We start from the raw sequence: 23165 nt of genomic DNA, 5'->3' as shown, positions 1-23165 counted from the left end.
GCCTACGGGCTTTGTAGCAAGTCGCGCCACTGAAGAGGAGAACACCATGTCCTGGCTCGAAAAACTTCTGCCCGCCAAAATCCAGCAAACCGACCCCACCGAGCGCCGCCAGGTGCCCGAAGGCCTCTGGATCAAGTGCCCGAGCTGCGAAACGGTGCTCTACAAGGCGGATCTGGAACACAACCAGAATGTCTGCCCCCATTGCAGCCACCACCACCGCATTGGCGCGCGCGCCCGCCTGGACGCCTTTCTGGACGCCGAAGGCCGCTACGAAATCGGCCAGGAAGTGCTGCCTGTGGATGCCCTCAAGTTCAAGGACAGCCGCAAGTACCCCGAGCGCCTGAAGGAAGCCCTGGAGAACACTGGCGAGACTGACGCTCTCATCGTCATGGGCGGCGCGGTCAAGAGCATCAACGTGGTCGCCGCCTGCTTCGAGTTCGACTTCATGGGCGGCTCCATGGGGTCCGTGGTGGGCGAGCGCTTTGTGCGCGGCGTGGAAACCGCCATCGAGCAGAAGGTGCCCTTTATCTGCTTCACCGCCACCGGCGGTGCGCGCATGCAGGAAGGCCTGCTGTCTCTCATGCAGATGGCCAAGACCAACGCGGCCCTCACCCGCTTGGCCAAGAAGGGCCTGCCCTACATTAGCGTGCTGACCGACCCGACCATGGGCGGCGTGAGCGCCGGCTTTGCCTTCGTGGGCGACATCGTGATTGCCGAGCCCAAGGCCTTGATCGGCTTTGCCGGCCCCCGAGTGATCGAATCCACCGTGCGCGTGACCCTGCCTGAGGGCTTTCAGCGTGCCGAATTCCTGCAGACCAAGGGCGCCGTGGACTTCATCTGCGACCGCCGCGAGCTGCGCAACACCGTCGCCAGCAGCCTGGCCATGCTGCAACGACTGCCCGCCGACGCGGTGATGTGAATAACACCCAGTCCCTGGGAAGGGACTGGGTCGGGCCTATCCCCCACCACCAATGCTATATTTTCAATAGCAATTAAGTCATATGCGCCTGGCGCATTGGGCCGTTTTGGTGCCTCAACGCATCACACTGGCCTGCAAATGGCCCAAAACGATCATCGCGACCTGCAGCACCACCAGCGCCACCAAGGGTGACAGATCAAAGCCGCCCATCAGCGGAATCACCCGGCGAAATGGTCGCAACACGGGCTCGCACAGCCGTGCAATCACATCGGCCAGCGGCGAACGACCGCCTTGTATCCAGGACAGGACCGCATAGACGATCAGCAGGCCGATCAGCCCCGAGACCGCCACGCGCAGCAGACCGAACAAGGCCAGCCAGGGCAACCATGCCCACGCCGAGCCAGCTCCCAGCAGCAACGTCAACAACGCGTACTGCACCAGTTGCACGAGCATCGCTGCCACCAGGCTGGACACATCCCAACGCCCCGCCGGTGGTATCACCCGGCGCAGCGGCATGATCAGCCAGTCGGTCAATGCAAACACCAACCCACCAACGGGGTTGGAAAACGGCACCCGCTGCCACTGCATGTACAGCCGCAAGAGGCAGGCCCCGGTCAGCAAGCCGCCAACAACATCAAGCAGGAAAGAGGCGATCTGATAGAGCATGGATGAGACAAAAGCAGTGGTGCGCAGCAAAAGCCGACAGTGTCATGGGATGATAGCGGGCCAAGGCACCCGCGCGCCCATGACCCCACCCCTCACCTTGTCGTCCCTGCCGCTTTTCCCCCTGGGCTCCGTCCTGTTCCCGGACGGGGTGCTGGCGCTGCGGGTGTTTGAGGTGCGCTACCTGGACATGGTGCGCAAGTGCCACCAAGCAGGCGCACCATTTGGCGTCGTCTCTCTCACCCAGGGACAGGAAGTACGCCAAGCTGGCGCACCGGAGGAACGCTTCAACGACATCGGCACCCTCGCCGTCATCGAGCAACTGGAAACACCACAGCCTGGACTGATCACTGTGCTATGCCGTGGTAGCCAGCGTTTTCGGATCACCCAGCGCCGCCACTTGCCACACGGTTTGTGGACAGCAGACGTAGGCCATATCGAACGGGATCTGACCGTACCGGTCCCAGAGGACCTCAAAAAGGCGTCAACGGCATTGGCGCAGGTTTTAAACACTCTCCAGGTACGCGACCCGGGCATGCCCCACTTGGTAACGCCTACCGCAGCGCAACTGGATGATTGCGGCTGGGTAGCCAACAGGTGGTGTGAATTGCTGCCCGTCCCCCTCGAGCTGAAACAGCGGTTGATGGAGCTGGACAATCCGCTGGTGCGTCTGGAATTGGTGGGGGATGTACTGGAGCGGACGGGGATAGCGCCGTCCTGATGAACGTGCGCCATTTGCTTACGCGTCAGCAACGCCATCGGTCATGACATCAAGTACCCCCATGTTGAGCGCAATCCTCTCGTGGCCGCGTTCCACCAAACGGCTTTTTGTGGTGAGCTTGGACCTGTGCATGAGCCTTGTTGCCATGTGGCTGGCTTTCAGTCTACGGCTCGATACACCACATTCGCCCACGGGACTGCAATGGTTGGTTTATGGCTTGGCGCCAGCATTGGCGCTGCCCATATTCATCCATGCTGGCTTGTATCGAGCCATTTTTCGTTATACCGGAATTGCGGCGCTTATCACCACAGGACAAGCCGTCGCGCTCTACGGAGCCCTACTTTTCTGCATTTTGCTTATAGCGCAATGGGAGGGCGTACCGCGCAGTGTAGGCGTACTACAACCAATAATTTTGCTCCTAATGGTGGGCTCCAGCCGTGCCTTGGGCTGGTTCTGGCTTGCTGGCAAGCCCCGCAATACGACTCATCGGTTGCTGATTTATGGGGCCGGCAGCGCAGGCGCGCAAACTGCAGCCGCCATGCAAAACATGCGGCAGTATCAGCTGATGGGCTTTTTGGACGATGACCCCAAAAAGACGGGCAGCACCATCAACGGCGTACACGTTAGCACTCCCAACAAGCTGCCTGAGCTGATTGAACAGCTCAACATCACTGACGTGCTACTCGCGCTTCCCAGCACCACACGCCAGCGAAGACATCAAATCATTCAGAACCTTGGTCGTTCAGCTGTGCGCGTCCGCACACTACCAGGTCTATCCGACCTAGCCAGTGGTCGCGTGAGCGTGACAGATTTCCAAGAGCTGGACGTTGAAGATCTGCTGGGGCGCGAGCCCGTCGCCGCCCAACATGGCCTGCTTGGGAACGGTCTTACAGGTCAGGTGGTGCTTGTCACGGGAGCAGGTGGCAGCATCGGGAGCGAATTGTGCCGTCAGATCGTTAACGAAGGTCCTGCGAAGCTGTTACTCGTAGACCATAGCGAGTATGCGCTGTATGCGGTCCACCACGAGCTGCAGGCGCTACGGGATCAGGGCGCTCACACCTGCGAACTGATGCCGCTGCTGACCAGCGTGGTCAACCCGCATCGCATTGCCGACATCTGCCGCAAACACCGGCCTGATTCAATCTACCACGCGGCTGCCTACAAGCACGTTCCCATGGTGGAGGCCAACGCAGGGGAAGGTGTGATCAACAATGTCTTTGGAACGCTCAACATGGTGCGAATAGCCCTTGAATACGGAGCGCAAAACTTTGTGCTTGTATCTACTGATAAGGCTGTGCGTCCCACCAACATAATGGGAGCCAGCAAGCGCGTGGCCGAGCAAGTGTTACAAGCAATTGCCGCCAGCAGAGTATCCCCGTTCGAGGATGTATTACCAGAACGAGCCGTCCCATGGTCCTGCCCCACACGCCTTTCCATGGTGCGCTTTGGAAATGTACTGGGCTCTAGTGGTAGCGTGATTCCCCTGTTCCGGCGTCAGATCACGTCAGGTGGCCCACTGACGGTCACCCATCCCGGAGTGACACGCTATTTCATGACCATTCCCGAGGCAGCACAGCTTGTGCTACAGGCGGGAGCCATGGCGGAAGGCGGTGATCTGTTCCTTCTGGATATGGGAGAACCCGTTCGTATCCTTGATGTGGCGCGACGCATGGTAGCTCTTTCAGGCTTGACAGTGCGCGATGCAGAGCACCCACAGGGCGATATAGCCATAGAGTTCACAGGACTGCGCCCTGGTGAAAAACTGTACGAAGAACTGCTGATTGGTGATAACCCCCTAGCTACGGCGCATCCGCGCATCCGGCGAGCCCGTGAGGAATTCTGCCAGTGGTCGGAGTTGCGAGCCACCTTGCAGCCGCTGCAAGAAGCCGCCAATGCGAATGACGAAGCAGCACTCAAGCGCTCGCTCTCTTTACTGGTGAGTGGCTATCTGTCGCATCCCGTACGATCATATAGTCGCTTGTGAAACAGGTGCGGGTGGGTCTGGTACCACTCTTTCATCGCCTGCATCGGCGTACTGCTCTTGAGCGCTGACTGCGGTAACTGGTGGTTGTACAAGGCCACATAGCGCAGCAGGGTTTGCTCCATGTCTTCGCGGCTGTTGAACCTGTGGGTCTTCAAAACGTCCGCAATGCGGCCGTTAAATCGCTCCACCATGCCGTTGGTTCTGGGTGTTCTGGGCTTGGTCAGTCGGTGCTCGATGCCTAACTCCTGGCACAGTTGATCGAATTCATGGTTGCCGCTGGGTTCGCGTTCCCGGCTGGCAAACAGACGGTCCGTGAACTCTTTGCCGTTGTCGGTCAACAGCTTGTTGATCCTGATCGGACAGGCCTTGTGCAACGCCTTGAGGAAGGCCTGTGCACTGGCGGCGGTCTTGTTGGACTTGAGCTGCACAAACACCCAACGCGTGGCCCTATCGATAGCCACGAACAGGTAGCGCCGGCTGCTCTCATCCTGCATCTGGGGCAGGTACTTCACGTCCATGTGCACGTAGCCTGGCTCGTAGCTCTTGAAGGTCTTGTAGGCCAGCGCAGGCTGCTGGGGCTTTAGAGCATTGAGGTTGCCCGCTCCATGGCGGCGCAAGCACCTGTCCAGCCCGGAGCGCGAGACATGGGGACAGATGAACTCCCGTGTCACGGCCAGCAGGTCATCCAAAGGCAGCAGCAAGGTACGCCGCAAGTGAACCACCACTGTTTCTTGTGCTGGCGTAAGCACGGTCTGCAGGTGGTGGGCAGTGTGAGAGCGGTCTGCAAAGACGGAACGCTTCTTCCACTTGTAGACCGTCTGCTCAGTGATCCCAAAGCGCTGGGCCAGGACGCTGGCTGGTTCATTGCTGGCTGCGATCTCGGCGCGCACGGCGGGCGTGGTGCGGGCGTTCTTGTGCAGGGCTATCAACATGGCTTCACTCCCTGGGTGGATTGCAAGGACTCTATCAACTCCTTTAGAACCGCTCGCGCCATGAAGAGTGGATAGCGTTTGGAGTCTATGCAATCGTCCGGGATGTGACAGCTATCAACCAGACCCAATGCAAACACCATGCTGACCTCCATCGCAACAAAACCCCGAATTGCCATCATCGGTCTTGGTTATGTTGGCCTGCCACTGGCCGTCGAGTTTGGCAAGCATTTTCCCGTTGTCGGTTTCGATATACACCAACCACGCATCCTTGAATTGCAATCAGGTTACGACCGAACGCAAGAAACAAGCGCGCAGCAGATACAGGCTGCCACGCAGTTGCAATACAGCTCAAACCCCAAAGATCTAGAAGACTGCAATATCTACATCGTGACAGTCCCCACGCCTGTGGACGATGCCAAGCGCCCAGATTTGTCGACGTTGATCAAAGCGAGTCAAACCATAGGGCACGCCATGCGCCCGGGTGCTCTGGTGATCTATGAGTCCACGGTCTACCCAGGCGTCACTGAAGATGTCTGTGTACCAGTGCTGGAGGGCTCCTCCGGATTGCGCTTCAACCATGACTTTTTTTGTGGCTATAGCCCAGAGCGCGTGAATCCTGGCGACAAGATCAATACGCTAACGCGCATCCGCAAGATCACAAGTGGCAGCACACCTGAAGCCGCGGAGGCTGTTGATCAACTCTACCGTCGCATCATCACTGCAGGCACTTACCAAGCGCGTAGCATCCGGGTTGCAGAAGCTGCCAAAGTCATAGAAAACACTCAGCGTGATCTGAACATTGCCTTGATGAACGAACTTTCAATATTGTTCAACCGGCTGGACATCGACACGCTAGAGGTCCTTGAAGCCGCTGGTAGCAAATGGAATTTCGTTCCTTTCCGACCAGGTCTGGTAGGTGGGCACTGCATTGGTGTGGACCCATACTATCTCACCCACAAGGCCGAGCAGGTAGGCTACCACCCGCAAATCATTCTGGCGGGCCGTCGCATCAACGACAACATGGCAGGCTACGCAGCGCGCAGCACGGTCAAGATGATGCTGCGCGCGGGCATGGATGCACCGCGCTGCAAAGTCGGGGTATTGGGGATCACCTTTAAGGAAAACTGCCCAGATATCCGTAACAGCAAGGTCGTCGATTTGGTGCGCGAGCTGCAAATCTGGGGCATGGACGTGGTGGTTGCCGATCCCGTTGCCAACCCACAAGAAGTGCAACTGGAATACAACATTGCGCTAGGAACCATCGACGAACACCACCCTGTAGACGCACTGATCGTGGCGGTTGGACATACTAGCTACCGAGCGCTTTCTGCCGAGCAACTTCGTGCTTACTGCCGCCATGTCAGCCCTGTGCTGGCAGACATCAAGTCGCTGTATGACCGCGACGAACTGGCCCAGGCAGGGTTTACCGTTTTTCGACTCTGACTCATGAAAAATTTTGCACTGATAGGCGCTGCCGGCTACATTGCCCCACGCCACATGCGCGCCATCAAAGACACCGGCTGCCGCCTGAGCGCTGCCTATGACTTGAACGATTCTGTGGGCATCATCGACAGCCTGGCGCCTGAAGCGGACTTCTTCACCAGCTTTGAGTGCTTTTACGAACATGCCCAAACACTGCGACGTAGCCGGGCTAACGCATTGGACTATGTGACAGTGTGCTCGCCCAATCATTTGCACCATGCGCATATTTGCGCCGGCCTGCGCCTGGGCGCCGACGTGATCTGCGAAAAACCTCTGGTGCCCACCCCGGAACTGCTAGACGAACTGGCTCTGGTGGAGCGCGAAACGGGCAAGCGCGTGTTCAACATCCTGCAATTGCGCCACCACACCGCCATCATTCAACTGCGTGAAAAAGTACGGGCGGCCCCCTCCACCACCAAATTTGATGTCGAATTAACCTACATCACCAGCCGCGGCAAGTGGTATGCCGAGAGCTGGAAGGGCGACCCGCGCAAATCTTTTGGCGTGGCCACCAACATAGGCGTGCACTTCTACGACATGCTGCACTTTATCTTTGGAGCACTGCAGCGCAACGTGGTGCATTACAGGGCCGACTCCAAGGCCGCTGGCTACCTCGAATACGAACGAGCCCGCGTCCGCTGGTTCCTGTCAATCGACGCCAACGACCTGCCCGAAGACGTCAAAGGCAAAAAACCCACCTACCGCAACATCAGCATCAGCGGCGATCAGCTCGAATTTTCCGAAGGCTTTACCGACCTGCACACCGCCAGCTACCGCGAAATTTTGGCCGATCGCGGCTATGGCCTGGCCGATGCCCGTCACTGCATAGAGACCGTCTGCGCTATCCGCACAGCCCAGCCCGTGAGGGGTGCCGACTGCGAAGTGCACCCCTACGTGGCACGGATCGGCAAATAATGACCGCAACCTACACTGTCCACCCCAGCGCCATCGTCGACGATGGTGCGCAGATTGGCGAAGGATCCCGCGTTTGGCACTTTGTCCATGTTTGTGCCGGTGCACGCATAGGCAAAGACGTTTCACTAGGCCAAAACGTGTTTGTAGGCAACAAAGTCATCATTGGTGACCACTGCAAAATCCAGAACAACGTTAGCGTGTACGACAACGTCACACTGGAAGATGGCGTGTTCTGTGGCCCCAGCATGGTATTTACCAACGTCTACAACCCGCGCTCGCTAATTGAACGCAAAAGCGAATACCGCAATACCCTGGCCAAAAAGGGGGCCACCCTGGGCGCCAACTGCACCATCGTGTGTGGCTCCACCATTGGCGAATACGCCTTTGTGGGCGCGGGCGCCGTTGTCAACAAAGACGTGCCTGCCTACGCACTCATGGTAGGCGTGCCTGCGCGACAAATTGGCTGGATGAGCGAGTTTGGCGAGCAACTGGATCTCCCTCTGCAAGGCCCCGCTGAAACCACATGCCCCCATACCGGTGCCCGTTACGTGCTGGATGGCCACACCCTCACCAAATTGCTAGCGTAAACGTGTCAAGCCATGGACTTCATCGATCTCAAAAGCCAATATCAGCGCCTGAAGGCTGAGATTGATGCCGGCATCCAGCGCGTACTACAGCATGGTCAATACATTCTGGGCCCTGAAGTGGCGGAGCTCGAGCAAAAGCTAGCCGCCTACACCGGAGCAAAACACTGCATCACAGTCGCCAACGGGACCGATGCGCTGCAAATTGCCCAAATGGCACTCGGTATAGGTCCCGGCGACGAAGTCATCACCCCGGGCTTTACTTACATAGCCACCGCTGAAACCGTGGCTTTACTGGGTGCTAGGCCAGTGTACATAGATGTGTGCCCCCGTACCTATAACCTTGACCCCGCCTTACTTGAAGCCGCCATCACCCCGCGTACAAAAGCCATTATTCCCGTCAGCATGTATGGCCAGTGCGCCAACTATGATGCCATCAACGCTATGGCCGCACGCTTCAGCATCCCCGTGATTGAAGACGCCGCCCAAAGCTTCGGCGCCACGTACAAAGGCCGAAAAAGCTGCAACCTCACAACGATGGCCTGCACCAGCTTCTTCCCCAGCAAGCCACTGGGCTGCTACGGCGACGGTGGAGCCATCTTTACCAATGACGAAACTCTAGCCACTGCGATACGCCAGATTGCCCGCCATGGACAGGAGCAGCGGTACCACCACATTCGCGTAGGTGTCAACAGCCGACTCGACACCCTGCAAGCCGCCATCCTGCTGCCTAAGCTCGCCGTGCTGGACGAAGAACTCGCCCTGCGCCAACAAGTGGCCCGGCGCTATACCGCATTGCTGACCCAAGCTGGCATCGTCGCCACGCCCTACATCGAAACTCACAACCAAAGCGCGTGGGCGCAATACACCATCCAGGTCAATCACCGAGATGCGGTGCAAGCAAGACTCAAGATCGCCGGCATCCCAACCGCCGTGCATTACCCAATACCGCTCAACCGACAGCCCGCCGTGGCCGACCGCGCCGCCCTGCTGCCTGTGGGCGATGCTGTGGCACAGCGAGTGATGAGCCTGCCCATGCACCCGTATCTGGATGACATAGGCATTCGATGCATCGTAGAGGCGCTGCACGGCGTATAAACAAATGCATGCCCCCTGGAGTGGACTGGCCGTGGTCCGGTAGACGCCCCCCGCCTATCCTTTGAACATAGGAGGAAGTGCGATGGGCACCCCGAGGTTTACACCGGAATCCAAGGAAGAAGCAGTCAAACAGGTTGTCGAGCGTGGGTATACCGTGCCCGATGTTGCAGGTCGTTTGGGCGTCTCGGCGCACAGCTTGTACAAGTGTGTCAAGGCTGTGTCGCCGGACAAGTCTGAGCAGCAGTCCAAGGAGCTGCTCGAAGTCAAGAGCCAGACCCTTCGTCTGCGGGCCCAGATGCGCAGAGTTGAAGAGGAGCGCGACCTTCTAAAAAAAGCCGCGCAGTACTTTGCCTGGGAGCCTGAGTGAAGTACCGCTTCATGAACGAGCATCGTCATGAATATCCGCTGGCCCTGATGTGCAAGGTGCTACAGGTGGGACGCGCGGGCTTCTATGCCGGGTTGAAGTGCCCGCTGTCCGAGCGGGCCAAGGACGATGCCAGGCTGCTGGAGTTCATTCGGCATTCCTACGTTGCCAGTTAGGGTGTTAATGGCGCTCGGCGTGTCTTTGGCGACCTGCGTGAAGCGGGAGAGAGTTGCGGCCTGCATCGTTTGGAGCGGCTCACGCAGCGCCACCAAATCAAGGCCGTACATGGTTACAAGAAGCCACGCTCGATTGCAGGAAGGCCGTCCCTCATTGCGCCCAACCGTCTACAGCGCGAGCTCACCGTGCACGCGCACACCAGGGTCTGGGTCACCGACATCACCTATATCCGGACGTGGCAGGGCTGGCTGTATCTGGCGGTGGTGTTGGACTTCTACGCACGCAAGGTTGGACTGGCCCATGAAGGCAACGCTCGGCAGGGAGCTGGCGCTTGATGCCCTGTTGAGGGCGGTGTGGCGCCGCAAGCCTGCAGGCGCCCGTCCTGGTGCACGGCGACCACGGCAGTCAATATGGGAGCGATGACTTCAAGCGCTTCTGTGCAGCTCACAACCTCGAACCCAGTATGAGCCGGCGCGGCAACTGCTGGACAAATGCTGTTGCCGAGTCATTCTTCAGCAGTCTGAAAAAGGAACGCATCCAGAAGCGCATCTACAAGACCTGGGACCTGGCACGCGCAGATGTCTTCGACTACATCGAAGCGCTCTACAACCGTACCCGCCGCCACAGTCATCTGGGCTGCATCAGCGCCGAGGCGTTTGAACGCGCCGCGGCTTGAGTCGTGGGGTTGTCTACTATACCGGCAGCAGTCCACCCATCGAGTAATCTTGAGCCCGGACTTTCACTTTTGATTGGTACGTCTACAGGGGGCATGTCATGGGGACCGACTCTGCCACCGACAACACAAGCACCAGCACCGGACCTGAGCCAAGGTCACTGACCACTCACCCTGGTTAAATTACATAAGATATATCCAGACTATGCATTTGTCGCAGAGGCTGCTCCCGCTCCCCCCTCTCCAAGGAGCGAGAGCGGCTGCTTGCACCGGTACTACTTCCTCACCCCCTTGGCGGGGGTGGATTTGAGGCTGCAGTTTGATATGAGATATGCCGTGCAATAAAACAGGCTGCCCAAATGACCTGTAGCCCTTCAAATTCATCTGGCAAGCTTAATTAAATGGATCTGGCTGTCCAATTATCAGCAGCCGCAAATCGTCTGCTACCACGCGCCTCATTTGCATGCAGTATAAGAATGATGACAGGTTTAACAACAACGAAGCAGGTCATTAGTTTTTTTGCTGCCATTTACTACCAGCCTGCATCTCCCTGATAATTTCAGCATGCGTGCATATTTTTTATCTATTTTTGGCTTTTTTGCCAAGTGGCCCACTTAAATGCTTCTGCAAAAAATTACATCTCGCTTCCAGCCAGGAAGTGCTGCAAGAGATGTTGCCACCTTGACGTTTGGCACGGTGATTGCACAGGGGATCGCCATCGCAGTCACCCCACTACTCGCACGGTTGTATACGCCCAGTGACTTTGGACTGCTAGCAGTCTTCTTGGCAGTAGTGAGTGTAGGGGCAACACTTGTAACTCTGCGATATGAAACCTCGATACTGCTACCCAAAGTAGATATTGAGTCCGCCAATCTTGTGCTTTTGAGTTTGATTCTTGGCGGTGGGCTATCGATAGTTCTGGCCTTGTTGAGCGCATTGCTACCGATGGCTCTGCAAGAAAAAATGGGGCTAAGTGCATTAGGGAATTGGATTCCAATCGCTATTTTGACGGCTGGGACTGCATCCACGCTGGCAGTCATGCAAGGCTGGATGAATCGACAAAAAAAGTACAGCTACATGGCTTGGTTGCGTGTAGGGCAAAGTGCCGGCGTAGCCGGATTGTCAGTATGTTTAGGCTTGTTGGATACAAGCCATGGTTTACTGATTGCCCAAATTATCGCAAGCGCATGCCTCTGCCTGATTGCCATGTGGTTGGGCCGCTCTGCCACACATCTTTGGCAAAAGCATCAACTACAAGCGACAGCATACGCTCACCAAAATGCTCCCAAATACCTGCTGCCGACAGCCTTGCTGGATGTAATAACACTGCAAGTGCCCGTGGTGCTGATTGCAGCGAGATTTGGCGCAGATGATGCCGGACAACTAAGCATGTCCATGAAAGCTCTGGCCTTACCAGCGGCATTAATTGGCGGGGCGGTTTCACAAGTTTTTTTTCAAAAAATATCCTCCGACATTCATCTCGGCATAGATGCCGTTCGGCATCGATACATTAAAGTAAGCAAAATCCTCGGGGCACTCTCCACACTACCAACCATCACTATTGCATTATACGGAACGGAAGTTTTTTCATTCCTTCTTGGCGATCAATGGCAAAAATCCGGCCAGATGGCCGAGTGGCTGATATTCTCAACAATGATATATTTTATATTTTCACCCACAACCTCGATTTTTATAATCCTTAACAAGCAAAAAATATTGTTATTTTTTGGCTTGATTCAGCCAATTTACAGAATAGGGGCCGCATTGTTTTTTGAGAGCAGCATGGATTATATAAAATGGCTATCACTATGCGAACTCATCAATGTTATTTTTATTGAATCCATTGTCATTTATTATCTAACATGCAAATCAAATCAAAAAAAATCAAAAATGCATTGAAACACATATTGGGCCCCGCGCTCATACAAATCTGGCACATTCGTTGGAAAATTTACCTCTTTCGACTAAAAATAAGCAACCTAGGCAAGGATTCAAAAAAAATTTTCTCCGACTACTGGGCCAAAAATCATTGGAATAATAAAGAGACAAAATCTGGTGATGGGTCAACATTGCTGTACACGGAGCACATTCGAAAGGAAATACCGATACTACTAAATCACCTACATGCCTCCAGTATTCTAGACGCCCCGTGCGGCGACTTCAATTGGTTCAAAGAAATAAAATTCCAGACCCCCATCAATTATATTGGCGCTGACATTGTTGACGGACTAATTTTTGATTTAAACCAAAAATTCGGCAACGATACCCGAAAATTTATCTCACTGGACGTAATTAAAGACAGCCTTCCTGATGCCGATATTTGGATGTGCCGAGATTTGATTTTTCACTTGCCCAATGCAGATGTTTTTAATTTAATAGACAACTTCACCAAATCAAACATCAAATACCTACTCATCACATCGCACGCCACAGAAAATATTAAAAATAAAAACACCTTCATGGGAGGTTTTAGACTAATAAATCTCCTCTCTCCGCCCTTCTCACTACCCGAACCTGATGCACGAATAAAGGACTACATTAAAGGCAGTCACGAGCGTTATTTATTACTATACAAGCGAGAGGCTCTTCGAGCGTGGAAAATTGGATTACAGAAAGATATCTAATTTCAACCACAGGTGATTTCAAAAGCACAAGAACAGCAGTCAATCCCATATTTATTTATCAATTAGGGCATTAAAAAACCAAAGAGCTCAAAACAACCTACACTGCGCTTCACGCTCTCGAAACCGCATGCCACTTTGCCTTCGACTCCGCTTTTACAGGCCAATTGCTGACCAGCTTATATTCACTGCAAAATATAAAAAAATGGCTTAAGAAATCCCCAGCAAATCTGCATACCACACCATTTCAATAATGAATATATTTATTTCAATTTTGCACTCCTTATCTTTCGGTTGCAGGTGAGTTGGTGCGGTATGTCGATTTCAGAGAACCCACAGTGAACCTCTTCCTCCTCCCATCCTGGTACCCCAGCACCAGCGCCCCACTCTCTGGCTCTTTCACCCAAGAGCAAGCACAGGCCATTGCGGCAATCGCCACCGACATACGCGTCATCGTCAGCCTCTGGGGGCAGGGAGACAACGGACTGCCCGTTCGCAATGTGCCCCGGATGTTGCGACAGTTGGGATGGCGCCTACGACAAAAGCACGATGTCGTTAGCGGCGACGGCAATTGGTGGGAGGTATTCAACCCCTCGCTGGAGTTAAGTGAACGCACCCTCTGGGGCCATGCTCGACAGTTTCTTGCCGTGAACCGCCGCAACTTCCAACTCGCGCAGCAGCGCTTTGGCCGGGTGGATCTCATCCACGCTCATGTCAGCTATCCGGCTGGTTACATAGCGTCGCTACTATCACAAGAGTTTGATGTTCCCTATGTGCTGACTGAGCACATGAGTCCTTTTCCGTTTCCCCATTTGATGCGCGGCGGTCAGCCGATACCGGAAATCGCACAGGCTTTTCAAAAGGCAGCGGCCGCTATTGCCGTCAGCCCCTCGCTATCGCAGCGGGTGGCCTCGTTTGGCTATCCGGCGCCGCGCGTTATCCCCAATTTGGTGGATGAGTCCGCCTTTGCCCTGGGTCAGCCCAACAGCAGCAAGACAGTGTTTTTTACCCTGTGCGGTATATCCGAGCAGAAAGGCATCGATCATTTGCTGGATGCCATTGCGCTGTGGAATCCGCCAGCTGAGCATTTTGAATTTCGCATTGGCGGCGATGGCCCGGAACGCGCTGCATACCAAGCGAAGGCGCAGGCCCTGGGGCTGGCTGACCGGGTGCGCTGGCTTGGGCCCGTTAGCCGGGCGCAGGCGCCCAAACTGTTTATCGACTGCCATATCTACGTCATGCCCTCGCGCCACGAAACCTTTGGCGTGGTCTATGCAGAGGCCCTTGCCAGTGGCAAACCCATCATTGCCACCCGCTGCGGCGGTCCAGAATTCATTATCAACGCCACCAACGGCATGCTTGTGGATGTAGATGATGTGCCCGCCCTCAGTCAGGCCATGCAAACCATGGCCATGCACTGGGCAGACTACAGCCCACACTCCATAAGGCAAGATTTTGAACAGCGCTTTTCCCGCGCCGCTGTGGTGCGCCAATTGCGTGCGCTGTATGAAGAAATATTGAAAAAGGACTGATACCCATGTGTGGCATTGCCGGCGGCTGGTGGACACAACCCGCTCCCGCCCAAATCAAGCTGCCCCAAGCGCTGCATGCCATGCGCTACCGCGGGCCGGACGACCAAGGCTACAAGTTTTATCCCTTCAACCCCGCTTTGGTAGGGCTGGGGCAGGTGCGACTGTCCATCATCGACCTGAGCGCAGCAGGCCACCAGCCAATGCACTCGCAAGACGGGCGCTGGGTCATTGTCTTCAACGGCGAGATCTACAACTACCGCGAACTGCGCGCCGAGCTGCGCACGCTGGGGCACAGCTTTACGTCTGACACCGACACCGAAGTGTTACTGGCCGCATGGGCATGCTGGGGCCGGGCCTGCCTTCCGCGCCTGGCAGGCATGTTTGCCTTTGCCGTGCTAGACAGACAAAGTTCCACGCTAACCTGCGTGCGTGACGCTTTTGGTATCAAGCCGTTTTTCTATAGTGCAAAGAATGATGACGGCTTTCGTTTTGCGTCAGAACTGCCCGCGCTGCTGCAACTGCTGCCCGGCAAACCGGCGCTCAATTGGCAGCGCGCCTATGACTATCTGGTGCACGGCGACTACGACAGCACGCCCGATACGTTCTATGCTGGTGTGCATCACCTGCCCCCCGGCCATTGGCTCAGCGTAAATCTAAGCACCGGCCAGCCCAGCACACCGCAACGCTGGTGGGTGCCCAGCATCACCGAACGCCCCGGTTGGACCTTTGACAATGCCGTGGAGCAGGTGCGCGAGCAGTTTTTGCAAAACATTCGCCTGCACTTGCGCAGCGATGTGCCGTTGGGAGCGGCGCTGTCGGGAGGTATTGATTCATCCGCAGTGGTCTGCGCCATGCGCCATGTGGAGCCAGACCTGCCCATCCACACTTTTAGCTACATTGCCTCGGGCAGCGGCATGAGCGAAGAGCATTGGGTCGATCGCGTCAACACCCATGTCCGCGCCGAATCGCACAAAGTCATCGTCACCCCGCAAGAGCTGGCGCGCGACTTGGACGACATGATCCGCACCCAGGGCGAGCCTTTTGGCAGCACCAGCATCTACGCGCAGTACCGCGTGTTCCAACTAGCCAAGGAGAACGGCATCACAGTCACGCTGGACGGCCAGGGCGCCGATGAAATGCTCGCCGGCTACATCGGTTATCCAGGCCAGCGACTGCGCAGTCTGCTTGAGATTGGGCAATGGGAAAAGGCGTGGGTTTTTTGGAATGAATGGGCTCAGTGGCCTGGGCGCAGCCGGATACTAGCGGCCAAATACTTGGCATCAGACACCGTGCAGGGAGACATGTACGCATTACTGCGCCACATCCATGGTCGAAGCCCCATACCCTCATGGGTGCGGGCAGGCCCCTTGCAAGAGGCTCAAGTGCGCTTGAAGGTGCCACGCCAACAGCCGGAGAGCCATACCGCCGGCCGCCGCGTAATGGCTGAGCTGGCGATGGCCCTCAGTCGTCGCGGCTTGCCCGGGCTGCTGCGCCATGGCGATCGAAACTCTATGCGCTTTTCGGTGGAAAGTCGCGTGCCTTTTTTGACGCTAGATATGGTGAATTTGCTGCTCTCTATGCCTGAGGATTACCTTATCTCTCACCAAGGTGAAACCAAACATGTTTTTAGGGCCGCTCTGCGCGGTATTGTGCCTGATGTTGTTTTAGATCGGCGCGATAAAATTGGATTCGAAACGCCAGAAAAATCCTGGATCCTTGGCATGGCGCCGACGGTGACGGAGTGGTTGCGGGAAGATTTGAAATTGCCGTTCTTTGATCAACCCCAAGTAATAAAAGAATTTAATCAAATTGTTACCGGGAAAAAACCCTTTTCATGGCAAGTTTGGCGTTGGGTGAACTTTCATCGATGGCTTGCCCAATCCAACCAATGAAAACTGCAATGCAAAGGAATATTATTCTCATCACATCGAATCGATTGTTGTTTTAATTCAATAAACACAATTAAATGCAAATATATATTAAGGGGCGAGTTTTAAAATGCGTAACGCGCACCTCAACATAAATGAATTCACCAATGCCAGCCGAGTTCTAAAACAGGTGAATTCTTTGATTCGCGCAAGAACTTTCGAAACCATCATAATTATCGCACTAGGATCGCCCTCACTAAAGAAACACGAAATCATCACTCCGGGGATAGAGCTCTATCGAATCCAATTGCTTACCAGGAGTTTGCCGAAAAATTTAATTTTTCAGGCTATAAAATATATCGAATTTTTCATTCGTGCCACTTGGCTATTGGCAAAATTCAAACCCCAGGTGGTGAATGCCCACGCCCTAGGCGTGCTGCCAATCGCCTGCTTTTACAAACTATTTTCCAATTCCCGCCTGATTTATGATGCACACGAACTAGAAACCGAACAAACAGGCGGAAAGAGCTTAAGAAAATCTCTTTCCAAGTGGCTAGAGAAACGACTCATTAATTGCCACGATTTAATGTTTGCCGTCAGCGAAAGCATTGCAGATTGGTATGCCAATGAATACAAAATCGCTCGCCCATCGGTCATTTTAAATGCCCCGCATAAACGGGAAATTAAAATCAACAACCACTTCCGCGAGCAGCTGGGCATTCGCAATAATCAAACCATATTGCTGTACCAAGGCGGCTTAGCCCCAGGGCGAGGCATACACCTGATTTTGGATGCCTTCAAGGCTAGAAGTGATGACAAGGTAGTTGCCGTTTTTATGGGTTATGGCCCATTAGAAGAGCATATCAAGAAAGCCGCCTTACAGCAGCAGAACATATTTTTCCACCCTGCCGTCAAGCCCCAAGTGGTGCTTGAATATACAGCCTCTGCCGACATTGGAATTAATTTAATTGAAAATACCTGCCTGAACCACGAATATTGCATGCCTAACAAATTATTTGAATATATCATGACCGGATTGCCGGTACTGACTTCAAATACAAAAGACATGTCATATTTTGTCAGCAAAAATCAGATCGGCACCGCCATCTGCGATTTATCAGCAACAGGGGTTAACAAGGCTATTGGTGATTTTTTGATACGAGACTTGACGATCATGAAGGCCAATGCCTACCGTGTAGCGTGTGAACATGCTTGGGAAGTGCAAGAGAAAAAAATGCTCGCGGCTTATCAAGACATGCTGGAAGCAAATGGATAAAGGCATGAAGCTTCAGAAAGTCACACACCTCACCTCGGCCCACACTCGCTTTGATACGCGTATCTTTCTCAAGCAATGCACCTCATTGGCCCAGCACGGTTATAGCGTCAGTTTGGTGGTGGCCGATTGCAAGGGCGACGAGATAAAAAATGGGGTTGCGATTCACGATGCAGGGGCATCCAAGGGGCGGCTGGATCGAATGCGCCACGCGCCTGGACGGGTTTTGGCCAAGGCACTGGCATTGAATTCTGATATCTACCACCTGCACGACCCCGAGTTAATTCCAATAGGACTGAGGCTGAAAAAATCCGGTAAGAAGGTGATTTTTGATGCGCATGAAGATGTTCCCAACCAAATTCTAGGCAAGCCCTATCTAAACAAGCCCGCCGGGTGGTTGGTGTCTAAAGTTTTTGCATTTTATGAGCGTTGGGCCTGCCGCAAGATGAATGCGGTGGTGGCAGCCACCCCCTTTATTCGCAACAAGTTTGCCGCTATGGGTGTGCACACGGTAGATATCAACAACTTTCCGATGTTGGGCGAGCTTTCCAGCGACGAACTGGATTGGTCGCAGAAGAAAAAACAGGTGTGCTATGTAGGTGGAATTAGCCGTATTCGCGGCATTTCGGAGCTGGTGCAGGCAATGAGGTTAACGAGCAGTGGGGTGCGTTTGCAGCTTGGTGGCAAATTTTCTGAGCCTGATTTTGAAGTGCAGGTGCGCAACCAAGCCGGCTGGCAATGGGTCGATGAGCTGGGCTGGCTGGACAGAGCCGGGGTGAAGGCTGCACTGGATCGTTCGGTGGCGGGCTTGGTCACCCTGCACCCTGTCATCAACTACATCGATGCATTGCCAGTGAAGATGTTTGAATACATGGCAGCTGGCGTGCCCGTCATCGCGTCCCACTTCCCCCTGTGGCGCGAAATCATCGAGGGCAACGCCTGTGGTCTGTGTGTAGACCCATTGGACAGCGCAGCCATCGCGTCCGCCATCGATTACCTGCTCACCCACCCCAAAGAAGCTGAGCTTTTGGGCCGCAACGGCCAGCGCGCAGTTGCGGAAAAATACAACTGGGCCATGGAAGAGGCCAAGTTATTGGAACTCTATCGAGAACTAGGATGAAACTACGTCAAATCAAGCTTTAGCCCCTGTGTAGCAAGGGCTGGCAGCTATTAAATCAATGAACAAAATTCTCACAATCATCGGCGCCCGCCCTCAGTTCATCAAGGCCAGTGTTGTCTCACAAGCGATTGCAAAAACGTCCGGCCTGCAAGAGGTGCTGGTACACACCGGTCAGCACTTTGATGCGAATATGTCGACCGTCTTTTTCAGTGAATTGGGGATGAAGCCACCTGCACAACAACTGGGGATTCATGGAGGCGGTCACGGCGAAATGACGGGTCGCATGCTGATTGCGATTGAGCGCGTGCTGCAATCCGAAAAGCCCGATGCAGTGCTTGTCTACGGCGACACCAACTCAACCCTCGCGGGTGCATTGGCAGCCGCCAAGCTTCGCATTCCCGTCGCGCATGTGGAGGCGGGCTTGCGTTCGTTCAATATGGCCATGCCCGAGGAGATCAATCGCATTCTCACTGATCGGATGTCGCATTGGCTGTTTACGCCCACTGATACTGCAAGGGCTCATCTGGAAAACGAAGGTTCCCCCCCCCATCGCATAGCCACCGTAGGAGATGTTATGTACGACGTCGCACTGCACCATGGCGCCCAAGTTCAGGCAGAGGGTCGCATCCTCGGCCAACGAGGTATTCAGCCACGCAGCTATGTATTAGCCACAGTGCACCGAGCCGAAAACACCGATAACCCACATCGGCTAGCCACTGTAGTGGCAGCGCTAGAGATGGTGGCTGCGCAATATCCGGTGGTGTGGCCGATGCATCCGCGCACTCGGGCGATTCTAGGCCGCAGTGGACAACTCGAAAGCCTCTCCAGAAACATCCATCTGATTGATCCGGTGGGGTATCTGGACATGGTACAACTGGAGAAGTTTGCGGCACTGATTGCCACCGACTCAGGCGGAGTGCAAAAAGAAGCATTCTTTTACCGCGTACCTTGCGTGACCTTGCGCGACGAAACAGAATGGACGGAACTGGTGGAGGCGGGATGGAACCGCTTGGCTCCCCCGCTTTCGTCAGGCCCAGTGAGTGCCGTGATGCTGCAAGCCATTGGCACTCAGGGAGCAGACATCCGCCCCTACGGTATCGGTGATTCCGCAGCACGTATCGCACAACGCCTGGGCGCGGATTTGTGCTCGTGAACATTGTATACATCAACCACTATGCGGGCGGCCCCAGCTATGGCATGGAATACCGCCCGTACTACCTTGCCCGCGAGTGGGTGCGCGCCGGCCACTCAGTCACTATAGTCGCGGCGTCACAGTCTCATGTGCGTAGCAAGCAGCCCGCTGTCAACGGTCGTTTCACCCGCGAATGTGTGGATGGCGTCGACTTCGTCTGGTGCGAAACACCCAAATACCAAGGCAACGGTGTGGGCCGCGTACGCAACATTGCAACCTTCCTGCTCCGACTAAGCCAATGGCGGCATTGGCTGCGGCGAAAACCAGATGTGGTGATCGCATCCTCCACATATCCAGCTGACATTGGCCCCGCTCGCAGATTGGCCAGAAAGCATCGTGCCAAGCTGGTGTGGGAGGTTCACGACCTTTGGCCCCTGTCCCCTATAGAGCTTGGTGGCATGTCGCGCTGGCATCCCTTCATTCTATGGATGCAGCACGCGGAAAACACTGCTTGCCGCGAAGCAGATGTCATCATCTCAATGCTGCCCAAGGCAGATTCCCATTTGCGCCAACATGGCATGTCAGCCGACAAGTTCGTTCACGTACCCAATGGCATTGAACCTGCCGAATGGAACGAAGAAGCTGGAGAGCCCTTGCCAACGGCCCATACCGCGGCCATTCAGACGGCCCGTAAGCAAGGACACCTGTTGATTGCATATGCCGGCGCGCACGGGGTTGCAAATGCGCTCGAAACTGTGCTGGACGCTGCCTCATTGACGCGCCAGGACCCCATCACATGGATGCTGATTGGCAGTGGGCCGGAAAAGCAACGGCTGCAACAACGCGTTGAATCAGAGAACCTTGACCGCATCGTCATGCTCGATCCCGTACCAAAGGCTGCCATCCCGACGCTGTTGAAATCAATGGACGTGTTGTATATCGGTTTGCAGAACGAGCCATTGTTCCGGTTTGGCATCAGCCCCAACAAACTCATGGACTACATGATGGCGGCTCGGCCCATCCTTTGCGCCATCAGGGCAGGCAACGACCCTGTGACTGAGGCCAGTTGCGGATTGACGATCGAGCCCGAAAATCCGGAAGCGCTGGTTGACGCGATTCGCAAAATACACAACATGTCTGTCGAGCAACGCGGACACATGGGGCGCTCCGGAAAGGCATATGTGGAAAAAAATCATCTCTACCCAGTATTGGCAAACAAATTTCTCGAATCGCTCAAACAGTTTGAGGTGCGCAATTGAGCCGGAACGATGAACTTGCTGCGATCCGGGAGCGCTACCAACGCCGAGCAGAAATGCCCTCGGGCAGATATTCCTACTTCAGCCCGGATGTGCTTCTGTCAGCGCATCAACGTCAACGTGCCACGCTGAACTTGCTTGCATCGAAGGACATACAAACATTACGGGACTTGGACCTGATCGAAGTTGGCTGTGGAAACGGCGGGAATCTGCTGGAGCTTTTGCTTCTGGGCGCAACACCCGAACGGCTCTCAGGCAACGAACTGCTGGACGAAAGATTGCGGCATGCTCGCAGCGTTTTGCCCGACGCTGTGCGCTTGTGGCCCGGAAATGCTGCCGATCTTGCGCTTGGCGAATCCAGCTTTGACATCGTCTACCAATCCACTGTATTCAGCTCCATCCTGGACGATGCGCTGCAAGAAAGCATTTCTGCCGCGATGTGGCGCTGGCTGCGCCCTGGTGGCGCAGTGCTCTGGTACGACTTCACCTACAACAATCCATGCAACCCCGATGTGCGCGGCGTGTCCTTGCGCCGAGTGCAGGCGCTGTTCCCACAGGGGCGCATTACTTCGCGGCGCGTTACGCTCGCGCCACCTTTGGCACGGGTACTCGTGCGGTGTCACCCTGCGCTGTATGGTCTTTTCAACTGCGTACCGTGGCTGCGTACCCATGTGCTGTGCTGGATCGAAAAACAATGACTCCCCCATTAATCCCCTTCGCCCGCCCCGACATCGGCGACGCCGAGATCGCCGCCGTAACCGAGGCCATGCGCTCCGGCTGGGTCACCACCGGCCCCGTCACACGCCAGTTTGAGCAGAACTTTGTGGACTACCTGGGTGGTGGGCTGCAAGGTGTAGCGGTGAATTCGGCCACGGCCGGACTGCACCTGGCACTGGAGGCACTGGGCATCGGCCCGGGGGACGAAGTAATTGCGCCTACGCTCACCTTCACCGCCACGGTGGAGGTGGTACGTTACCTGGGGGCCGATGCAGTGCTGGTGGACGTGGATCCGTTGACACTGAACATCGACCCGAAAAAGATCCGCGCCGCCATCACGCCCCGCACCAAAGCCATCATGCCTGTGCATTACGGCGGCCTGGCATGCGACATGGACGCGATCCTGTCCATTGCCCAAGAGCATGGCCTGAAGGTGGTGGAAGACGCAGCCCATGCGCTGCCCACCACGTGGCGCGGCGCGCTGGTGGGGCAGTTGCAGTCTGACGTGACGGTGTTCAGCTTCTACGCCAACAAGACCATCACCACTGGAGAAGGCGGCATGGCCGTAACGCGCGACGCAGCCCTGGCGCAGCGCATGCGCGTGATGCGCCTGCACGGCATGAACCGCGATGCGTTTGACCGTTTCACTTCCAAAACCCCGGCGTGGTACTACGAGGTCGTAGCGCCAGGCTTCAAGTACAACATGACGGACGTAGCCGCCGCCATGGGCGTCAAGCAGCTGGCGAGGTTGCCGCAATTCTTGCTACGGCGTCAGACCCTCGCCCACCGGTATCACGAACAGCTCGCACAACTACCGCTGACCTTGCCCGCCAGCGCGCCACACGGCGACACCCATGCCTGGCACCTGTACGTCATCCGGCTGAGAGCCGATGCACCGCTGGGGCGCGACGAGGTCATCCAGGCACTGTCGGATCGGGGGATCGGTACCAGTGTGCACTATGTCCCCCTGCACCGACACCCGTACTGGCGCGACCGGTATCAGCTGACCCCCACGATGTTTCCTGTGGCCGATGCAGCCTACCAAGCGATGATCAGCATCCCACTGTTCACCGCCATGAGCGATAACGACCAGGAGCGTGTGATTGCAGCGTTGCACGAGGTGCTGGGCTGACC

At 55.5% G+C, this 23165-nt stretch carries 19 protein-coding genes and 1 pseudogene; 18 read left to right on the top strand and 2 right to left on the bottom strand.

Features of this window, described 5'->3' with window-relative positions; genetic code table 11:
• The first annotated feature begins 46 nt into the window (after nucleotides 1-46).
• A complete protein-coding gene (gene accD / locus C380_RS07340) occupies nucleotides 47-919 on the top strand; it encodes an acetyl-CoA carboxylase, carboxyltransferase subunit beta (protein WP_015013229.1) in 873 nt (290 codons plus the stop codon).
• A gap of 114 nt (nucleotides 920-1033) precedes the next feature.
• Here accD and C380_RS07335 read toward each other — a convergent pair whose 3' ends face one another.
• Nucleotides 1034-1585, bottom strand: a complete 552-nt coding sequence (locus C380_RS07335) for a YggT family protein (protein WP_015013228.1) — start codon at nucleotides 1583-1585, stop codon at nucleotides 1034-1036.
• Between the two features lie 79 nt (nucleotides 1586-1664).
• Between C380_RS07335 and C380_RS07330 the strand changes: the two genes are divergently transcribed.
• Both C380_RS07330 and C380_RS07325 read left to right on the top strand, forming a co-directional pair.
• Nucleotides 1665-2303 (top strand): LON peptidase substrate-binding domain-containing protein, encoded by a 639-nt coding sequence (locus tag C380_RS07330; protein WP_015013227.1) that lies wholly within the window; start codon nucleotides 1665-1667, stop codon nucleotides 2301-2303.
• Nucleotides 2304-2364: 61 nt separating this feature from the next.
• Complete coding sequence (locus C380_RS07325; RefSeq protein ID WP_015013226.1) at nucleotides 2365-4287, top strand: nucleoside-diphosphate sugar epimerase/dehydratase; 1923 nt, start codon at nucleotides 2365-2367, stop codon at nucleotides 4285-4287.
• Here the strand turns inward: C380_RS07325 and C380_RS07320 are convergent.
• Nucleotides 4248-5219, bottom strand: coding sequence for an IS481 family transposase (locus C380_RS07320; RefSeq protein ID WP_015013225.1), 972 nt, complete (start codon nucleotides 5217-5219; stop codon nucleotides 4248-4250). The two genes, C380_RS07325 and C380_RS07320, sit on opposite strands and share 40 nt — an antisense overlap.
• A gap of 138 nt (nucleotides 5220-5357) precedes the next feature.
• On the opposite strand from C380_RS07320, the gene C380_RS07315 reads away from it, so the two are divergent.
• The 15 genes and pseudogenes from C380_RS07315 (at nucleotide 5358) to C380_RS07240 (ending at nucleotide 23163) form a co-directional block, all read left to right on the top strand.
• Complete coding sequence (locus C380_RS07315; RefSeq protein ID WP_015013224.1) at nucleotides 5358-6662, top strand: nucleotide sugar dehydrogenase; 1305 nt, start codon at nucleotides 5358-5360, stop codon at nucleotides 6660-6662.
• Between the two features lie 3 nt (nucleotides 6663-6665).
• A complete protein-coding gene (locus C380_RS07310; RefSeq protein WP_015013223.1) occupies nucleotides 6666-7616 on the top strand; it encodes a Gfo/Idh/MocA family protein in 951 nt (316 codons plus the stop codon).
• Nucleotides 7616-8203: a UDP-2-acetamido-3-amino-2,3-dideoxy-D-glucuronate N-acetyltransferase gene (gene wbpD / locus C380_RS07305; RefSeq protein WP_015013222.1), complete on the top strand. Its 588-nt coding sequence runs from the start codon at nucleotides 7616-7618 to the stop codon at nucleotides 8201-8203. Before C380_RS07310 ends, wbpD begins: the two co-directional genes overlap by 1 nt.
• Before the next feature lie 12 nt (nucleotides 8204-8215).
• Nucleotides 8216-9298 carry a DegT/DnrJ/EryC1/StrS aminotransferase family protein gene (locus tag C380_RS07300; protein ID WP_015013221.1) on the top strand — a complete coding sequence of 361 codons (1083 nt, stop codon included), beginning with the start codon at nucleotides 8216-8218 and terminating at the stop codon, nucleotides 9296-9298.
• A gap of 82 nt (nucleotides 9299-9380) precedes the next feature.
• Nucleotides 9381-10515: pseudogene (locus tag C380_RS24375) on the top strand (IS3 family transposase).
• A 615-nt stretch (nucleotides 10516-11130) separates the two neighbouring features.
• Nucleotides 11131-12411: a lipopolysaccharide biosynthesis protein gene (locus C380_RS24370; protein ID WP_015013218.1), complete on the top strand. Its 1281-nt coding sequence runs from the start codon at nucleotides 11131-11133 to the stop codon at nucleotides 12409-12411.
• On the top strand, nucleotides 12375-13136 hold the full coding sequence (locus tag C380_RS24930; RefSeq protein WP_148279927.1) for a hypothetical protein: 762 nt from the start codon (nucleotides 12375-12377) through the stop codon (nucleotides 13134-13136). Before C380_RS24370 ends, C380_RS24930 begins: the two co-directional genes overlap by 37 nt.
• A gap of 335 nt (nucleotides 13137-13471) precedes the next feature.
• Nucleotides 13472-14665, top strand: coding sequence for a glycosyltransferase (locus C380_RS07275; protein WP_015013216.1), 1194 nt, complete (start codon nucleotides 13472-13474; stop codon nucleotides 14663-14665).
• Between the two features lie 5 nt (nucleotides 14666-14670).
• A complete protein-coding gene (asnB, locus tag C380_RS07270; protein WP_015013215.1) occupies nucleotides 14671-16557 on the top strand; it encodes an asparagine synthase (glutamine-hydrolyzing) in 1887 nt (628 codons plus the stop codon).
• 106 nt (nucleotides 16558-16663) lie between these two features.
• Nucleotides 16664-17809, top strand: a complete 1146-nt coding sequence (locus C380_RS07265; protein ID WP_015013214.1) for a glycosyltransferase — start codon at nucleotides 16664-16666, stop codon at nucleotides 17807-17809.
• 4 nt (nucleotides 17810-17813) lie between these two features.
• Nucleotides 17814-18926: a glycosyltransferase family 4 protein gene (locus tag C380_RS07260; protein WP_015013213.1), complete on the top strand. Its 1113-nt coding sequence runs from the start codon at nucleotides 17814-17816 to the stop codon at nucleotides 18924-18926.
• A 58-nt stretch (nucleotides 18927-18984) separates the two neighbouring features.
• Nucleotides 18985-20079 (top strand): non-hydrolyzing UDP-N-acetylglucosamine 2-epimerase, encoded by a 1095-nt coding sequence (gene wecB / locus C380_RS07255; protein WP_015013212.1) that lies wholly within the window; start codon nucleotides 18985-18987, stop codon nucleotides 20077-20079.
• Nucleotides 20076-21317 (top strand): glycosyltransferase family 4 protein, encoded by a 1242-nt coding sequence (locus C380_RS07250; RefSeq protein ID WP_043566209.1) that lies wholly within the window; start codon nucleotides 20076-20078, stop codon nucleotides 21315-21317. The genes wecB and C380_RS07250 overlap by 4 nt, the downstream gene beginning before the upstream one ends.
• Nucleotides 21318-21484: 167 nt before the next feature.
• Entirely contained in the window at nucleotides 21485-22012 is a 528-nt protein-coding gene (locus C380_RS07245; RefSeq protein ID WP_238544076.1) for a class I SAM-dependent methyltransferase, read from the top strand.
• Nucleotides 22009-23163, top strand: coding sequence for a DegT/DnrJ/EryC1/StrS aminotransferase family protein (locus C380_RS07240; RefSeq protein ID WP_015013209.1), 1155 nt, complete (start codon nucleotides 22009-22011; stop codon nucleotides 23161-23163). Before C380_RS07245 ends, C380_RS07240 begins: the two co-directional genes overlap by 4 nt.
• The last annotated feature ends 2 nt before the right edge of the window (nucleotides 23164-23165 follow it).

It is taken from the genome of Acidovorax sp. KKS102 (assembly GCF_000302535.1).
Classification (GTDB): Bacteria; Pseudomonadota; Gammaproteobacteria; order Burkholderiales; family Burkholderiaceae_C; genus Acidovorax.
The sequence above is the reverse complement of the archived record's forward strand: the minus strand, read 5'-3'. Positions and strand labels throughout refer to the sequence as shown.

What these genes read in the sequence shown, in the direction of transcription:
- wbpD (WP_015013222.1), top strand. Translation starts at nt 7,616, where the DNA reads ATGACCGCAACCTACACTGTCCACCCCAGCGCCATCGTCGACGATGGT.
- C380_RS07330 (WP_015013227.1), top strand. Translation starts at nt 1,665, where the DNA reads ATGACCCCACCCCTCACCTTGTCGTCCCTGCCGCTTTTCCCCCTGGGC.
- C380_RS07310 (WP_015013223.1), top strand. Translation starts at nt 6,666, where the DNA reads ATGAAAAATTTTGCACTGATAGGCGCTGCCGGCTACATTGCCCCACGC.
- C380_RS24930 (WP_148279927.1), top strand. Translation starts at nt 12,375, where the DNA reads ATGCAAATCAAATCAAAAAAAATCAAAAATGCATTGAAACACATATTG.
- wecB (WP_015013212.1), top strand. Translation starts at nt 18,985, where the DNA reads ATGAACAAAATTCTCACAATCATCGGCGCCCGCCCTCAGTTCATCAAG.
- C380_RS07300 (WP_015013221.1), top strand. Translation starts at nt 8,216, where the DNA reads ATGGACTTCATCGATCTCAAAAGCCAATATCAGCGCCTGAAGGCTGAG.
- C380_RS07335 (WP_015013228.1), bottom strand. Translation starts at nt 1,585, where the DNA reads ATGCTCTATCAGATCGCCTCTTTCCTGCTTGATGTTGTTGGCGGCTTG.
- C380_RS07240 (WP_015013209.1), top strand. Translation starts at nt 22,009, where the DNA reads ATGACTCCCCCATTAATCCCCTTCGCCCGCCCCGACATCGGCGACGCC.
- C380_RS07325 (WP_015013226.1), top strand. Translation starts at nt 2,365, where the DNA reads ATGTTGAGCGCAATCCTCTCGTGGCCGCGTTCCACCAAACGGCTTTTT.
- asnB (WP_015013215.1), top strand. Translation starts at nt 14,671, where the DNA reads ATGTGTGGCATTGCCGGCGGCTGGTGGACACAACCCGCTCCCGCCCAA.
- C380_RS07265 (WP_015013214.1), top strand. Translation starts at nt 16,664, where the DNA reads ATGCGTAACGCGCACCTCAACATAAATGAATTCACCAATGCCAGCCGA.
- accD (WP_015013229.1), top strand. Translation starts at nt 47, where the DNA reads ATGTCCTGGCTCGAAAAACTTCTGCCCGCCAAAATCCAGCAAACCGAC.
- C380_RS07260 (WP_015013213.1), top strand. Translation starts at nt 17,814, where the DNA reads ATGAAGCTTCAGAAAGTCACACACCTCACCTCGGCCCACACTCGCTTT.
- C380_RS07315 (WP_015013224.1), top strand. Translation starts at nt 5,358, where the DNA reads ATGCTGACCTCCATCGCAACAAAACCCCGAATTGCCATCATCGGTCTT.
- C380_RS07320 (WP_015013225.1), bottom strand. Translation starts at nt 5,219, where the DNA reads ATGTTGATAGCCCTGCACAAGAACGCCCGCACCACGCCCGCCGTGCGC.
- C380_RS24370 (WP_015013218.1), top strand. Translation starts at nt 11,131, where the DNA reads ATGCTTCTGCAAAAAATTACATCTCGCTTCCAGCCAGGAAGTGCTGCA.